This is a genomic window from Alkalilacustris brevis, from assembly GCF_003350345.1.
GTDB lineage: Bacteria > Pseudomonadota > Alphaproteobacteria > Rhodobacterales > Rhodobacteraceae > Alkalilacustris > Alkalilacustris brevis.
The window spans coordinates 30,210-44,269 of record NZ_QNVJ01000061.1 but is presented as its reverse complement, the minus strand read 5'-3'; the positions used below and the strand labels follow the sequence as shown (position 1 = coordinate 44,269).

Sequence of the window (14,060 nt, the reverse complement as noted above, 5' to 3'; positions counted from 1 at the left end):
CCCGCATGGATGACATTGCGAGACCCGCTTTGCGAGGCGAAGGAGAGGTTGACCAGTCGCGCGGCGGGCTGACCCCCTTGATTCCGCGCAGGGAATTGCCCCGACCATCCGCTCTGGGCTCAGACAACTATGGAGTGTGGCCCCTGCCCGCGCAGGTCAGCCGGCGCGGCCGCCCATGATGCCGCGCAGCGCCTCGAAAAGCTCGCGCCGTTCCTTTGGGCTGAGAAAGGCGCCCAGTTCCACCTCGCGCCCCGCGCCCTCAATGGTGAGGTAGTTTTCGACCGGGCCGTCCTTCTCGTGCAGGTGCAGGCGGGTCCAGTAGGGGTTGGCCTCCCATTCGCGGCGCTGGCCGCGCGGGCCATGGCGCTGCAGCCGCAGATGGTCGCTCCACAGCGACAACTCTTCCAGCACCTGCCCGTCGCGATAGTTGCGCTGGATCGCATACCACACGCCGCCGATCACCAGCACGACAAAGGGCAAAAGCCCCCAGAGCACCGGTGTGCCAAGCACCGCGAGCAGCGGAACGGCGACCAGCCCGCAGGTGAGCGCGATGAACAGCACGAAGCCGCGCGCGGGCAGAGAACGGTGCGGCCAGAGGTGCAACACGGCGGCAGGCGGGGTGCGGCCGCCATTGTAGAAGGCCCCGGACAATGCCGGGGCCTTCGCGTTTCCCTTTACCCATTCGTAAGGCATGGGTTGTTGGCTACCTTCAGTGCGCCGGGGACTTGTCCCAGTCCTCGCGCTTGGGGAGCGTCTCGAACGTATGCTCTGGCGGCGGCGAAGACAGCGTCCACTCAAGCGTGTCGGCGTGCTCGTTCCAGTAGTTGTTTTCTTCGACGCGCTTGCCGTAGCGCAGGGTGTAGAAAATCACCCCGATGAAGAAGACGAACGAGGCGAAGGAGATGAACGCGCCGATCGAGCTGATGTAGTTCCAGTAGGCATAGGCCTCCGGGTAGTCGATGTAGCGGCGCGGCATCCCCTGACGGCCCAGGAAGTGCTGCGGGAAGAAGGTGATGTTCGAGCCGATGAACATCGCCCAGAAATGCAGCTTGCCCGCCCATTCCGGATATTGCCGGCCCGACATCTTGCCGATCCAGTAGTAGATCCCGGCAAAGAGCGCGAACACCGCCCCGAGCGACATCACATAGTGAAAATGCGCCACGACGTAATAGGTGTCGTGATAAAGCCTGTCGACAGCCGCCTGGCTGAGCACCACGCCGGTCACGCCGCCGACGGTGAACAGGAACAGGAAGCCGAAAGCCCAGAGCATCGGCGTCTTGAACTCGATCGAGCCGCCCCACATGGTCGCGATCCAGGAGAAGATCTTGATGCCCGTGGGCACCGCGATCACCATCGTCGCCAGCATGAAATAGGACTGCTGCGTCAGGCTCATGCCCACCGTGTACATGTGGTGCGCCCAGACAACGAAGCCCAGCACGCCGATCGCCACCATCGCGTAGATCATCGGCAGATACCCGAAGACCGGCTTGCGCGAGAAGGTCGCGATCACATGGCTGATGATGCCGAAGCCGGGCAGGATGATGATATACACTTCCGGATGGCCGAAGAACCACAGGATGTGCTGATAAAGCACCGGGTCGCCGCCGCCGGCCGGATCGAAGAAGGTGGTTCCGAAGTTGCGGTCGGTGAGCAGCATCGTGATGGCACCGGCCAGAACCGGCAGCGCCAGCAGGATCATCCAGGCGGTGATGAAGATCGACCAGGCAAAGAGCGGCACCTTGTGCAGCGTCATGCCCGGCGCGCGCATGTTCAGGAAAGTGGTGATCATGTTGATCGCGCCGAGGATCGACGAGGCGCCCGAGACGTGCACAGCGAAGATCGCCAGATCCATCGCGTAACCGCCCTCGGCGGTGGAGAGCGGCGGATAGAGCACCCAGCCCACCCCCGCGCCAAGCTGGTTGTTGCCCCCCGGCGAGAAGACCGAGAGCACCGCCAGCGTCGAACCCGCGACATAGAGCCAGTAGCTGAGGTTGTTCAGGCGCGGGAACGCCATGTCGGGCGCGCCGATATGCAGCGGCATGAAGTAGTTGCCGAAACCGCCGAACAATGCCGGAATCACGACGAAGAACATCATCAGCACGCCATGTGCGGTGACGATGACGTTCCAGATATGACCGTTCGGTGTGCATTCGCCTTCAGGCGCGGCGGTCAGGCGCGCGCCTTCCATGCACATGTACTGCACGCCGGGGTCCATCAGTTCCATGCGCATGTAGACCGTGAAGGCCACCGCGATGAACCCGACGATCCCCGAGGTGAACAGGTAGAGGATCCCGATGTCCTTGTGGTTGGTGGACATGAACCAGCGCGTGAAGAAGCCGCGCTTGTCTTCGTGCCCATGTCCGTGAGTGGCTGCGTCCGCCATGCTCAGCTCCCGTTGTCGTTTGTCCCCCGCGGTGCAAAATCCGAGTCCGCCCCGCATCGTTTCCATGCGTGTTCTAGAGCGCAAACCGCCGATGGGCAATGTGAAGGATGGCCGGCAAGGGCAGAAAAATGCGGATTTGTCGCCACGCGCGAAGGCGCGGCAATGGCGGATGCGTGTTGCCTGCGGCGGGTTGTCACACCCTGGCGGCCGCGGCACCGGCATCGGCCGGCGGCAGTTGCAAGCGCGGCAGCCTTGCGCGGCAGGCCCGGGGCCAGGCGCATGTGGCAGCTTGGGATGCCTTCGGCGAGGATATTTTCCTCACAGTGAAGGGCAGGGCGCGCGCAGGTGGCGTCGGGGGGCGCGGGGTAGGGCAGGTTGGCCGGGGCGGTCAGTCTGCGGCGCCGAACACCTTTTCGAAGCTGCGCCGCAGGGCGAGGTCGAGATCGGGCATGGTGACGGGCAGGCCCAGATCGACCAGACTGGTCACGCCGTGGTCGCTGATGCCGCAGGGGACGATCCCGGTGTAATGGCTCAGGTCGGGTTCGACATTTATGCTGATTCCGTGAAAGCTGACCCAGCGGCGCAGTTTCACTCCGATGGCGGCGATCTTGTCCTCGCGCGGGGTGCCGTCGGGCAGGGGCGGTTTGTCGTGGCGCACGACCCAGACGCCGACACGGCCGGCGCGGCGCTCGCCGGTCACGTTGAACTCGGCCAGGGTGGCGATCACCCATTCCTCCAGCAGGTTCACGAAGCGGCGCACGTCGCGGCCGCGGCGGCCCAGATCGAGCATCACATAGGCCACGCGCTGCCCGGGGCCATGATAGGTGTATTGCCCGCCGCGCCCGGTCGGGTGCACTTCGAAGCGGCCGGGGTCGGTCAGATCGCCGGAGCGGGCCGAGGTGCCCGCGGTGTAGAGCGGCGGGTGTTCGAGCAGCCAGACGGCCTCGCCGGCCTCGCCGGTGGCGATCCGGGCGACGCGCTCTTCCATGGCGGTGAGCGTTGCGGCGTAGGGCGCAAGCCCGTCTATATGGTGCCATTCCACCATGCGCGATCTTACCTCTCCTGCCGCGCGGCGATAAGCCCGGCGCGCCTGACTGCCCCCATATGGCCGCGGCTTACCGGGATTTCCAGCCCGTTCGTCAAGGTCAGCACAGCCCCGTCGCCGCGCCTGCGCGCGTCAGTCACCGCATCGAGGGCGACCCAGTGCGAGCGATGCACCCGCAGCCCCGGCTGCCCCCCGGAAAGGCGAATCGCGTCGCGCAGGGGCATCAGCACGAGTTCGGCGCCGTTTTCGGTGACAACCTCGACATAGTGATCCTGCGCCGTGAGGGCGAGCAGCGCGCCGCGCTTGCCCAGGGGGAGCCGCGCGAGGATCGGCGGCGGCCGACGGCCGGGCGTTTGCTGCACGAGGATGATCTCGCGGATGCCCAGGACCACGCCCGTAACAAGGAACGTGCCCAGCAGGGCTGGCGGCGCGAGCATCCCCGCATACCCGCGCCAGCCGAAGGCCGCCAGGTTGAGCAGCGACACGAAGGCCGTGACCGCGATGCCGACCACCACCGTGCCACGCAAGACCAGCCAGGGCGATGGCGGCGCGGGCCGGTTCGCCGGCGACAGGACGAGCAGCGTCAGCGCCGCCCCGATGGCGTAGGTGCCAAAGACGATCGCGGGCCAGTAGAGCAGCCGCGCGGCCAGGGACAGCGATTCGAAGGTGCCGAACGGCCCCGACACCGCCAGCACCAGTGCCACGCCCGCCTGCACCGCCAGCACGACCGGATCGGTCAGATGCGCCCGCAACTCGCGCAGCGCCAGTGACGTCTTGCCGTCAGTCACGAACCCCCTCCGTCAGTGATGAAGCCGCGATTGCCTGCGCCGGTGCGGCTTGCGAGGCCATCACAGCCCGAGCGGGCAGGGGAAAGCAAGCCGGGAAAACCAGTGCGGAAAATTGGGGGCACGTCATGAATCCTGATCCGATCATCTATTCGACGCCGTTGATCCAGCTTCACATCTGGGCGGCGCTGGTCGCCTTTGGTATCGGCCCTTTCGCGATCCTGCGCCGCCGGCGTGACGTCTGGCATCGGGTCGCGGGTCATGTCTGGGTGGCGGCAATGGTGGTGACGTCGCTGACGGCGCTGGGCATCTTCGAGATTCGCCTGATCGGGCCGTTCTCGCCGATACATCTGCTGGCATTGCTGGTGCCGGTCATGCTCTGGCGGGCGGTTGCCGCCATCCGCGCGGGGCGAAGGGTGCAGCACGCGCGGACAATGACGCAGCTCTACATCATGTCGATGCTGGTTGCGGGGGGCTTCACGCTGCTGCCGGGGCGGCGGCTGAATGCGGTCTTGTTCGGTGGCGACAGCTGGACGGGCTTTGCGGTGGCGGCGCTGCTACTGGGCTGTCTTTCGGTTTGGCTGTGGCGCGCCCAGCCGGTCGAGCAGGAAGCTGCGCGGCCGGGTTGAAAATCGGGTCCTGCACGCTTTTTCCCCTTGCGCTCCTGCGCCGTGAGCCGCTAAGACGCGGCCCGTGAAGTCACGGGCGGTCGTGGCGGAATTGGTAGACGCGCAGCGTTGAGGTCGCTGTGGGGTAACACCCGTGGAAGTTCGAGTCTTCTCGACCGCACCATAGACCCTTGGAAAATTTCGGCCACAAACCCGCGATTCGCGGGTTTTGTCGCGTTGTGCCCCGGGGGTGTTGGCGGGGTGCGTTCGGGCTGTGAGGGGCCCGTGTGGGGGCGCGTCACGGCGCGCTTCGCCGTGAAGGGCGTAGGCAATTTTTCTGAATTTCCGGAATTCGCGGGAAAATCGACCGCCAAACCTCGTCAAAGCTGCCCGAAGTCTCTGCAATCGCGCTTTCGGCAGGCTGTGCCGGGCAAGGCTGTTGCATTGCAGGGCGTGTTTGGTTTTTACTAATTGTTACAAAGTGCAGTACAAATCTGCCGGACACACAGGGAGACTGGAGTGGTGGGAAACGACCACGACACGGCATTCGTGAAATTCGACCGTGTGCAGAAAAGCTACGACGGCGAGACCCTCGTGGTGAAGGATCTCAACCTCGGCATCGGCAAGGGTGAGTTCATGACCATGCTCGGGCCGTCAGGCTCGGGCAAGACAACCTGCCTGATGATGCTGGCGGGTTTCGAGACAGCGACATTCGGCGACATCCTGCTTGACGGCAAGCCGATCAACAACATCCCGCCGCACAAGCGCGGTATCGGGATGGTGTTTCAGAACTATGCGCTGTTTCCGCACATGACGGTGGGCGAGAACCTCTCGTTTCCGCTGGAAGTGCGCGGGATGGGCAAGGACGAGCGCGAGAAGAAGGTCAAGCGCGCCCTCGACATGGTCGAGATGGGCAAGTTTGGCGGCCGCCGGCCCGCGCAGCTTTCGGGCGGGCAGCAGCAGCGCATCGCGCTGGCCCGCGCGTTGGTGTTCGAGCCTGAGCTAGTCCTGATGGACGAGCCGCTGGGCGCGCTCGACAAGAACCTGCGCGAACAGATGCAGTTCGAGATCAAGCACATCCATGACAATCTGGGCGTGACGGTGGTTTATGTCACGCATGACCAGTCCGAGGCGCTGACCATGTCGGACCGGATCGCGGTGTTTGATGACGGGCGCATCCAGCAGCTTGCCACGCCCGATGATCTGTATGAACGGCCTGAAAACGCTTTCGTCGCGGCCTTCATCGGCGAAAACAACACCTTGCGCGGCAAGGTCGTCGGGGTCGATGGCGATCACTGCACGGTGCGACTCGACGATGGATCGAAGGTCGAGGCGCTGGCGGTCAATATCGAGGGCGAAGGGGCACGCTCCACGCTCTCGCTGCGCCCCGAGCGTGTGAGCATCGCACCGGAGACGGCTGACAATGTCTTTGAAGGTGTCGTGCAGGAACTGATCTACCTTGGCGATCACATCCGCGTCCGTGTGAGTGTTGGCGGCAACGACGATTTCATCGTCAAGGTGCCGAACTCCGCAAACGGCCGTCAGGTCAAGAAGGGCGAAACGCTCAAACTGGGCTGGTCGAAGGCGGATTGCCGCGCGCTCGACCCGTCGTGAGGGCGCGTGCGTGACGATTGCGGCCTCTCTGTCGGGGCCGTTACAGCAGGGATGCCGGGGCACCCGGTTCTGGCGTCTCATGGAAAAAGCACAGGAGACTCTCATGCAGCAGAAAATGCTTAAACTGATCGGCGCCAGCGGGGCGGTCAGCCTCATGGCGCTCAGCGCCGCGCAGGCGCAGGACCGTATCGACCTTGTCGTCATGTCTTGGGGAGGTGCTTACACGAATAGTCAGCAACAAGCCTATCACGAACCTTACATGGAGATGAACCCCCATGTGAACATCATCAACGACGACGGTTCGGCCAACGCCCTTGCCACGTTGCGCGCACAGTCGCAGGCGGGCAATGTCACGCTCGCGCTGGTCGACATGCTGCCGTCGGACGCGCAGCTTGCCTGCGACGAAGGCATCATCATGTCGATCGACCATGACGAAATGCTTGCTGCCGCGCCTGACGGCACCCCGGCAAGCGAGGATTTCCTGCCTGGCTCGCTTGGCGAATGCTTCATCCCTCAGATCGTCTACTCCAATATCATAGCATTCAACACCGAGATGTTCCCGGAGGACGCCCAGCCCTCGACGGTAGCCGATTTCTTTGACGTCGAGAACTTCCCCGGCCGTCGCGCGCTGCAGGATCGGCCCGGCGGAAGCCTTGAATGGGCGCTTTATGCCGATGGGGTGAACCCCGACGACATCTATGACGTGCTGGCGACCCCCGAAGGGGTGGACCGGGCCCTTGCCAAGCTGGACACGATCAAGGATCACCTGATCTTCTGGACCGAAGGCGCGCAGTCTCCGCAACTTCTGGCCGATCAGGAGGTTGCGTTCACGACTGCCTACAATGGACGCATATTCGAGGCGCAGGTCGACGAGGGCCAACCCTTCGAGATCATCTGGGACGGGCAGGTCGTGGAATGGGACGGCTGGGTGATTCCGGAAGGCGGGCCGCACCTGGAGACGGTGCTGGACTATCTGTATTTCGCTACCGACACGCAGCGCCTTGCTGACCAAGCCCGCTATATCAGCTATGGCCCCGCACGCGCATCTTCTGCAGTGCTGGTGGACACGCATGTCGACGGCTTCGACATGGCGCCTCATATGCCAACTTCGCCGGAAAACTACTTCGCGCCGATCATCCTCGATAACGATTTCTGGACCGATTATGGCGACGAACTGCGCGAGATCTACGCCAACTGGATGATGCAGTAATCAGGACGTGACGAAGGGCAGGGGCGGTCGCGCCCCTGCCGCACCGACAGGAAACAGCCGGAGAACAGGCACATGGCACAGGCTGATGCAGGGGCGCTTGACGGCCGTGATGGCAATGTCACGCGGATGGTCACAGCCGATGGCATTCCACTCAAGCGCAGCCTTCAGCGTGCTGAACGCCGGAGAAAGATTGCGGCACTCTTGCTGGTCACGCCGCTGCTGGCCTTTCTCCTGATCGTCTTTCTGTTCCCGATCGGACAGATGATGTGGCGCAGCGTGGATAATCCGCAGGTGGTGAATGCGCTTCCCCGCACGCTGAATGCGCTCGAGGGCTGGGATGGCAGCGAAGTCCCGTCCGAAGAAGTGTTCGCCGCTCTTGCCGCCGATTTCCGCGAAGATCTGCAGCGCCCGCGCGCGGATCAGACCTGGGGCCCGCTAGGCGTGCGCCTCAACTATGAACTCAGCGCGGCGCGCGGCGCCGTGGCGCGTACGGTTCGCAATGTTCCAGATTTCGAACCTCCCTACAGGGAGGCCTTCACCGACTCGCACCGGCTTTGGGGTGATCCCGCGTTTTGGCGCGTGATTCAGCGCGAGGGGCGGCCGCTGACGGCCTCCTATTATGTAGCGGCACTCGACCGCGAGTATGATGACGAGGGCAATATCGTCCGCCGTGACGAGAACCGGCGGATCTATGTGGGCCTGTTCATGCGTACTCTGGCACTGAGCCTGGGCATCACCTTCCTGACCTTCGCGCTGGGCTTTCCGATCGCCTATTACATGTCGATCCTGCCGATGCGCCATGCCAACCTGCTGATGATCTGCGTGCTGCTGCCGTTCTGGACATCGCTGCTGGTGCGCACCACCGCCTGGATCGTGCTGTTGCAGCAGCAAGGCGTGATAAACGAGGTGTTGGTTAACATAGGGTTGATCGGCGATGACGGGCGATTCTCGCTCATGTACAACATGTACGGCACCATCATCGCGATGACGCATATCCTGCTGCCCTTCATGGTGCTGCCGCTCTACTCGGTGATGCGCACCATTCCGCCCTCCTATCTGCGGGCCGCCAAGAGCCTGGGCGCCACGCCGACCACGGCCTTCCGCCGGGTGTATTTCCCGCAGACATTGCCGGGGATCGGCGCGGGGGCGGTGCTCGTCTTCATCATCTCGATCGGCTACTACATCACGCCGGCGCTTGTTGGCGGGCAGTCGGGGCGGATGATCTCGAACGAGATCGCGCGCCACATGCAGCAATCGCTGAACTGGGGCCTTGCCGCCGCGCTGGGGTCGATCCTGCTGGTGGGTGTGCTGATCCTATACTGGGCCTACAACCGGCTGGTTGGCGCCGACAATCTGAAACTGGGCTGATTGGGAGATCCGCGCGATGGCCATTCCCTCCTACGCGACCCCGGCCGAACGGGTCTGGTATTACAGCTTCCGTGTGATCTGCGGGCTGATCTTCTTTTTCCTGCTCGCGCCGATCATCATCATGATCCCGCTCAGCTTCAACGCGCAGCCCTATTTCACCTTCACCCGCGAGATGGTGACGCTGAACCCTGAGGGCTATTCGCTGCGCTGGTACGAGGATCTCTTCTCATCCGACAGCTGGATGCGCTCGATCCGCAACTCTTTCATCATCGGGATCGCGGCGACCTTCCTTGCCACCACGCTGGGCACGCTGGCCGCTCTGGGGCTGAGCCGTTCGCAGATGCCCTTCAAGGGGCTGATCATGGGCATCCTGATCTCGCCGATGATCGTGCCGCTGATCATTTCGGCCGCCGGCATGTTCTTCTTCTTCTCGTCGGTCAATCTGGCGCAGACCTATCTGGGCGTGATCCTCGCCCACACCGCGCTGGGCACGCCCTTCGTGGTGATAACGGTGACGGCCACGCTGGTGGGGTTTGACCATTCGCTCACCCGTGCTGCGGCCAATCTCGGGGCTTCGCCCACGCGCACCTTCTTCAAGATCACCATGCCGCTGATCCTGCCGGGTGTGATCTCGGGCGCGCTGTTTGCCTTCATCACCTCGTTCGACGAGATCGTTATCGTCCTGTTCGTCGCCGGGGTCGAGCAACGCACCATCCCGCGCGAGATGTGGTCGGGTATCCGCGAATCGATCAGCCCGACGATCCTGGCGGTGGCCACGATCCTGGTGCTGATCTCCATCGCGCTGCTGACCACGGTCGAGCTGTTGCGCCGCCGGTCCGAGCGTATCCGCGGCATGTCACCCGGCTGAGGTGGCGCCGCGGCTGTTGGCGCCATTCAGCGATGCGCCGCGGTTCTGGAGGCATCGAGTGAGATGAGGTTGCGGCCCGGCGGAGACGCCGGGCTTCGCCTTTCCGCCCGGGCGCGGCGCTGTCCTTCGGTTCTCGTGGGGCAGGCCCCGCCAGAGCGTCCGCCGCTGTTCTACCGCTCCAGCGGGCAGCTTTCATCGGCGGCCCAGTCGCCGAAGCTCAGGTAATAGACCCGCACATCGCCATATCCCGCGCGCAGGGCCGCCGCCGCACCAAGCGCCGCGCGCCCACCGCCCTGGCACATGGTGACGATGGCATCCCCCTCGGCAAAGCCCGCCTTTTCAAGCATCGGGCGCAGCGTTGCGGCGGGGTGAACCTGGCCTGCCGCATCCATCAGCTCGCCATGCGGCAACAGGTGCGATCCCCGCAAATGCCCGCCGCGCGGGTTGCTGCGCATGTCCTCGCCGCTGAACTCGGCGGCGGAACGGGTGTCGAAGACATTGACCTGTCCGAGGGCTGCGCGCAGCGCGTGTCGGTCGACCAGCCCCGCCGCGCCTGATCCGGGTGCCTTCGGCTCTGCCAGCGCGCCGCCGGTGGCGGGGCGCGTCAGAGCGGGCAGAGCCTCTGCCGCCTTCAACGCGGGCAGCCCGCCGTTAAGCAACCGCACCGGCAGCCCGAAATACTGCAGGATGAACCAGACCCGCGCCGCCGCGGTCATGCCGCCCTCGTCGAACACCACTGCCGTGGCGCCCCGGTCAAGGCCGAGCGCGTCCAGCCGCGCCGTCCAGGGCGCGGCCTGATCCAGTGCGGTGGCCTCCTCCTTGACCGCGCGGTTCCATTCGTCGAGCGGTACGCGAATGCTGCCGGCCGGCGCGCCCTCGACATCCTGCGCATCGCTGTCGCGGGCATCGAGAAGCTGGATCGGGCCGAGGTGGCCCAGATCACGGGCGTCGATGAAAGGGTCGGTCATGCGGTGCTCCTTGCGTCTTGTGTCTCAGCAGGCGTCATTTTGGGTGCGAGCGATTCTGGTAGACGCGAATCCATATGCGCGCACGGGCAGTGCCCGACCGCGGGCGGAAGCGAAGCGCCCGCCCGGGGGGGGCGGTCGGGCGCTGCTCGTGCCTTTGGCACGAGCGCGAAAGATCTGATCAATGCCCCCCCCCCGGAACCGATCCGGCCCTGAGGTGATCTTCAGGTAATCAGGTTCATGCCGGTTGCACAACATCGCGCTCTGAGCGCAAGCAGGCCCCGAAGCGTCAGTGCTCCGGGGCCTGCGGGATCGTTGGAATGTGCGGTTCAGCCGCGCGCCTTGGCCAGCGCCTCGATCTGTGCGCGGAAGGCTGCGGCCTGGTAGCCGTATTTCGCACCGGCGGCGATCAGCTCGTCGGTCGGGCGGGTGCCGGCCAGCGCCATCGCCCAGACGATCGAGCTGCGGTTGCCCGAGGCGCAATAGGCCAGCACCGGCCCTTCGGCCTCGTCCAGTGCCTTTGCCTGGGTTTCCACATGCTCCATGCCCAGCGTCTGGCCGGTGAAGCCGTTCTCGACAAAGCGCATCCCGGCGGCTTCCACCGCCGTGCGCAGGGCCTTGGCCGACTGCTCGGGCGAGTTTTCGCCGTCGGGCCGGTTGCAGATCACCACCTTGAAGCCGGCCTCGCGGATCGCCGGGACATCGTCAACGGTGATCTGCGGGCTGACCGCGTAGTTGTCGGAAAGCGGGCGGATATCCATGCGATTTCATCCTCTTGTCAGGTTGCGGCGGCGATCCGGTCGATCCGGGTTCTGACCCCGGGAGCGATCATCATACCTGCCACCATCGCGGCGAGGAAGACAAGACCACCCGTGCCGCCCCAGCTCAGCGAGGCTATCGCCGGCCCCGGGCACAACCCCACGAGCCCCCAGCCCATGCCGAACAGCACCGAGCCGATCACAAGGTTATGCCCCAGTTTCGGGGCAGGGCGGCCAGGAAACTCGCTGCCGAGAATGGCGCGCGCGCGGCCGGTGCTCAGGTGCCAGGTGATCGCCATCGGCAGGATCGCCCCGCCCAGCACGAAGGCCAGCGTCGGGTCCCAGTCGCCGAAGACATCCAGCCAGCCCTGCACCTTGGTCGTGTCGGTCATTCCCGAAACCAGAAGCCCGGCGCCGAACAGGCCGCCTGAAAGGAATGCGAAAAGATTGCGCAGCATCACACCACCCCCAGAAGATGTTTGAACAGAACCACCGAAACACCCCCGGCCAGAAGGTAGAACACGGTCGCCACCATCCCGCGCAACGAAAAGCGCGAGATACCGCAGACGCCGTGGCCCGAGGTGCAGCCATTGGCCAGCCGCGTGCCCACGCCCACCAGCAGCCCCGCGCCGATGATCGCGGTGTAATTGTTGGTGATGTTGGTGTCTGCGCCGGGCAGAAACGTCAGCGCCATCAGCGCCGGCACCAGAACCAGCCCGGCAAGAAAGGCCGCGCGCTCCCAGCCGGTTGCCAGGCCCGAACGGTCGACCAGCCCGCCGATGATTCCGCTGGCGCCCATGATGCGCCCGTTGAAAAGCAGGTAGACGGCCGCGGCGACGCCGATCATAAGCCCGCCGGCAAAGCCCCATATCCAGTCAGTCTCGATCATCTTTCACATGCTCCCGAATGCCGGGCCGCAGCCCGTTCCAAGTTTCTGGAAAGACACATAGCGGATTCAGGATATATTGCAAGGTGTGAATGTGATTATCGCCGCAGCTTCCACCCCAGGGATGTCCGGCACCGGCATTCGGGAAACTTCGCCCCCGGGGAGATTCCCGTTGCGGCGTGCCCCCTTCGACCGGCTTCACCCCACCCGCACCGCAAGACCCGGCAACGGGGCCAGGGCGTCAGCGCCCCTCGAATCGCGGCGGGCGTTTTTCGGCGAATGCCACCAGCCCCTCGCGGAAGTCGCGGCTTCGGGCGCATTGGCCCTGCGCCGCCGCCTCGCGAGAAAACTGGACCTCAATATCATTGGCCCAGCTTTCGCGCATCAACCGGCGCAGGGCGCCATAGGCCAGCGTCGGCCCCTTGGCCAGATGTGCCGCGCGGGCGCGCCAATGCGCGTCGAACAGATCATCCGGCACCGCTTCCCAGATCATGCCCCAGTCGGCCGCCTGGCGCGCTTCGATCCGCTCGGCAAAAAGGGCCGCCCCCATGGCGCGCGCCGGGCCGACAAGGCGCGGCAGCATCCAGGTGCTCGCCGCATCGGGGACCAGCCCCACGCGGGTGAAAGCCTGCAGGAAACTGGCCCGTTCGGCGGCGATCACCACATCGGCCATGAGCGCAAGATTGGCGCCGGCCCCGGCGGCGGCGCCGTTCACGGCCGCCATCACCGGCACCGGGCAGTCCACCATGGCCCGCACCAGCGGGGCGTATTCATCCAGCAGCACCTGCTCAAGGCTTGCGCCATCCCCTGCGCCGGCCTGCCCCAGATCCTGCCCCGAGCAAAACGCCTGCCCCGCGCCGGTCAGCACCACCGCCCGCGCCGACTGGCCCGCACGCGACAGCGCGTCGCGCAACTCGGCCCGCATCTGCGCGTTCAGCGCATTCAGCACGTCCGGCCGGTCAAGCGTGATCACCGCAAGATCATCGGCCAGCTCGTAGATTAGCGTCTGGTATTCCATCGCCCGCCTCGTCAGCCTCTTCCGCCCCTTGCGGCGCAGCCCTTTTGCGCACTCAGTCACGCAAGAGCTTGCGCAGCCGCTCCTCTTCCTCGGGGGAAAGGCGCGTGACCTCGTCCGCCATGTTCGAGCGGCGGCGCAGGTAGAACAGCGCCCCGCCCAGCGCGATCAGAAACATCGCGGGCGCCGATGTCCAGAGAATGATGTTCGTGCCCGAGGTGCGCGGACGCAGCAGCACGAATTCGCCATAGCGGGCCACGATGAAATCCAGCACTTCGTCGTCGCTGTCGCCATCCAGCAGGCGTTCACGCACCAGAAGGCGCATGTCGCGCGCAAGCTCGGCGTTGGAGTCGTCGATCGATTCGTTGCGGCAGACCAGGCAGCGCAGATCCTTCGACAGGGCGCGGGCGCGCGCCTCGAGCGCGGGATCGTCGAGGATCTCGTCGGGTTGCGGCCCGGCCTGTGCCACGCCGCCAGGACCCGGCCCGAGCGGCAGCACCAGCAGCCCGAGCACCAGCGCGACAAGCCCCGCGCGTATCGCCGCCATTGCCCGCG

15 protein-coding genes and 1 tRNA gene are annotated in these 14,060 nt (G+C 65.1%); 6 read left to right on the top strand and 10 right to left on the bottom strand.

The features are described from left to right. Positions 1-156: 156 nt before the first annotated feature. The 4 genes from DQ229_RS09425 to DQ229_RS09410 form a co-directional block, all read right to left on the bottom strand. Entirely contained in the window at positions 157-693 is a 537-nt protein-coding gene (locus DQ229_RS09425) for a DUF2244 domain-containing protein (RefSeq protein ID WP_114966025.1), read from the bottom strand. A 16-nt stretch (positions 694-709) separates the two neighbouring features. Continuing rightward, positions 710-2,383 (bottom strand): cytochrome c oxidase subunit I, encoded by a 1,674-nt coding sequence (gene ctaD, locus DQ229_RS09420; RefSeq protein ID WP_114966024.1) that lies wholly within the window; start codon positions 2,381-2,383, stop codon positions 710-712. A gap of 388 nt (positions 2,384-2,771) precedes the next feature. Continuing rightward, positions 2,772-3,428, bottom strand: coding sequence for a lipoyl(octanoyl) transferase LipB (gene lipB, locus DQ229_RS09415; RefSeq protein WP_114966023.1), 657 nt, complete (start codon positions 3,426-3,428; stop codon positions 2,772-2,774). 8 nt (positions 3,429-3,436) lie between these two features. Then, the gene (locus tag DQ229_RS09410) at positions 3,437-4,216 is read right to left on the bottom strand and encodes a LytTR family DNA-binding domain-containing protein (RefSeq protein ID WP_114966022.1); all 780 of its coding nucleotides are present in this window, start codon (positions 4,214-4,216) and stop codon (positions 3,437-3,439) included. A 125-nt stretch (positions 4,217-4,341) separates the two neighbouring features. Between DQ229_RS09410 and DQ229_RS09405 the strand changes: the two genes are divergently transcribed. The 6 genes from DQ229_RS09405 (at position 4,342) to DQ229_RS09380 (ending at position 9,881) form a co-directional block, all read left to right on the top strand. After that, positions 4,342-4,842: a DUF2306 domain-containing protein gene (locus DQ229_RS09405; RefSeq protein ID WP_114966021.1), complete on the top strand. Its 501-nt coding sequence runs from the start codon at positions 4,342-4,344 to the stop codon at positions 4,840-4,842. A gap of 76 nt (positions 4,843-4,918) precedes the next feature. Next, positions 4,919-5,005: transfer RNA gene (locus DQ229_RS09400), tRNA-Leu, on the top strand. Positions 5,006-5,340: 335 nt separating this feature from the next. Beyond that, positions 5,341-6,435: an ABC transporter ATP-binding protein gene (locus DQ229_RS09395; RefSeq protein WP_114966020.1), complete on the top strand. Its 1,095-nt coding sequence runs from the start codon at positions 5,341-5,343 to the stop codon at positions 6,433-6,435. 103 nt (positions 6,436-6,538) lie between these two features. Continuing rightward, positions 6,539-7,645 carry an ABC transporter substrate-binding protein gene (locus DQ229_RS09390; RefSeq protein ID WP_114966032.1) on the top strand — a complete coding sequence of 369 codons (1,107 nt, stop codon included), beginning with the start codon at positions 6,539-6,541 and terminating at the stop codon, positions 7,643-7,645. A gap of 72 nt (positions 7,646-7,717) precedes the next feature. After that, positions 7,718-9,013 (top strand): ABC transporter permease, encoded by a 1,296-nt coding sequence (locus DQ229_RS09385; protein ID WP_202909547.1) that lies wholly within the window; start codon positions 7,718-7,720, stop codon positions 9,011-9,013. A gap of 16 nt (positions 9,014-9,029) precedes the next feature. Next, a complete protein-coding gene (locus DQ229_RS09380; RefSeq protein WP_114966019.1) occupies positions 9,030-9,881 on the top strand; it encodes an ABC transporter permease in 852 nt (283 codons plus the stop codon). 170 nt (positions 9,882-10,051) lie between these two features. On the opposite strand, the gene DQ229_RS09375 is transcribed toward DQ229_RS09380, so the two are convergent. The 6 genes from DQ229_RS09375 to DQ229_RS09350 all read right to left on the bottom strand — a co-directional run bounded on the left by DQ229_RS09375 (position 10,052) and on the right by DQ229_RS09350 (position 14,052). Beyond that, positions 10,052-10,849, bottom strand: coding sequence for a sulfurtransferase (locus DQ229_RS09375; RefSeq protein ID WP_114966018.1), 798 nt, complete (start codon positions 10,847-10,849; stop codon positions 10,052-10,054). A gap of 326 nt (positions 10,850-11,175) precedes the next feature. Then, complete coding sequence (locus DQ229_RS09370; protein ID WP_114966017.1) at positions 11,176-11,607, bottom strand: protein tyrosine phosphatase family protein; 432 nt, start codon at positions 11,605-11,607, stop codon at positions 11,176-11,178. Positions 11,608-11,624: 17 nt separating this feature from the next. Further along, complete coding sequence (locus tag DQ229_RS09365; RefSeq protein WP_114966030.1) at positions 11,625-12,059, bottom strand: DUF6691 family protein; 435 nt, start codon at positions 12,057-12,059, stop codon at positions 11,625-11,627. A gap of 2 nt (positions 12,060-12,061) precedes the next feature. Continuing rightward, the gene (locus DQ229_RS09360) at positions 12,062-12,490 is read right to left on the bottom strand and encodes a YeeE/YedE family protein (RefSeq protein ID WP_114966029.1); all 429 of its coding nucleotides are present in this window, start codon (positions 12,488-12,490) and stop codon (positions 12,062-12,064) included. 241 nt (positions 12,491-12,731) lie between these two features. Beyond that, a complete protein-coding gene (locus DQ229_RS09355; protein WP_114966016.1) occupies positions 12,732-13,508 on the bottom strand; it encodes an enoyl-CoA hydratase-related protein in 777 nt (258 codons plus the stop codon). A gap of 52 nt (positions 13,509-13,560) precedes the next feature. Beyond that, entirely contained in the window at positions 13,561-14,052 is a 492-nt protein-coding gene (locus tag DQ229_RS09350) for a cytochrome c-type biogenesis protein (RefSeq protein WP_114966015.1), read from the bottom strand. Positions 14,053-14,060 lie beyond the last annotated feature (8 nt).

Excerpts from the sequence above, each read along its gene's own strand:
- DQ229_RS09355 (WP_114966016.1), bottom strand. The coding sequence starts at position 13,508 with ATGGAATACCAGACGCTAATCTACGAGCTGGCCGATGATCTTGCGGTG.
- DQ229_RS09385 (WP_202909547.1), top strand. The coding sequence starts at position 7,718 with ATGGCACAGGCTGATGCAGGGGCGCTTGACGGCCGTGATGGCAATGTC.
- DQ229_RS09370 (WP_114966017.1), bottom strand. The coding sequence starts at position 11,607 with ATGGATATCCGCCCGCTTTCCGACAACTACGCGGTCAGCCCGCAGATC.
- DQ229_RS09405 (WP_114966021.1), top strand. The coding sequence starts at position 4,342 with ATGAATCCTGATCCGATCATCTATTCGACGCCGTTGATCCAGCTTCAC.
- DQ229_RS09390 (WP_114966032.1), top strand. The coding sequence starts at position 6,539 with ATGCAGCAGAAAATGCTTAAACTGATCGGCGCCAGCGGGGCGGTCAGC.
- DQ229_RS09350 (WP_114966015.1), bottom strand. The coding sequence starts at position 14,052 with ATGGCGGCGATACGCGCGGGGCTTGTCGCGCTGGTGCTCGGGCTGCTG.
- DQ229_RS09375 (WP_114966018.1), bottom strand. The coding sequence starts at position 10,849 with ATGACCGACCCTTTCATCGACGCCCGTGATCTGGGCCACCTCGGCCCG.
- DQ229_RS09425 (WP_114966025.1), bottom strand. The coding sequence starts at position 693 with ATGCCTTACGAATGGGTAAAGGGAAACGCGAAGGCCCCGGCATTGTCC.
- ctaD (WP_114966024.1), bottom strand. The coding sequence starts at position 2,383 with ATGGCGGACGCAGCCACTCACGGACATGGGCACGAAGACAAGCGCGGC.
- DQ229_RS09380 (WP_114966019.1), top strand. The coding sequence starts at position 9,030 with ATGGCCATTCCCTCCTACGCGACCCCGGCCGAACGGGTCTGGTATTAC.
- lipB (WP_114966023.1), bottom strand. The coding sequence starts at position 3,428 with ATGGTGGAATGGCACCATATAGACGGGCTTGCGCCCTACGCCGCAACG.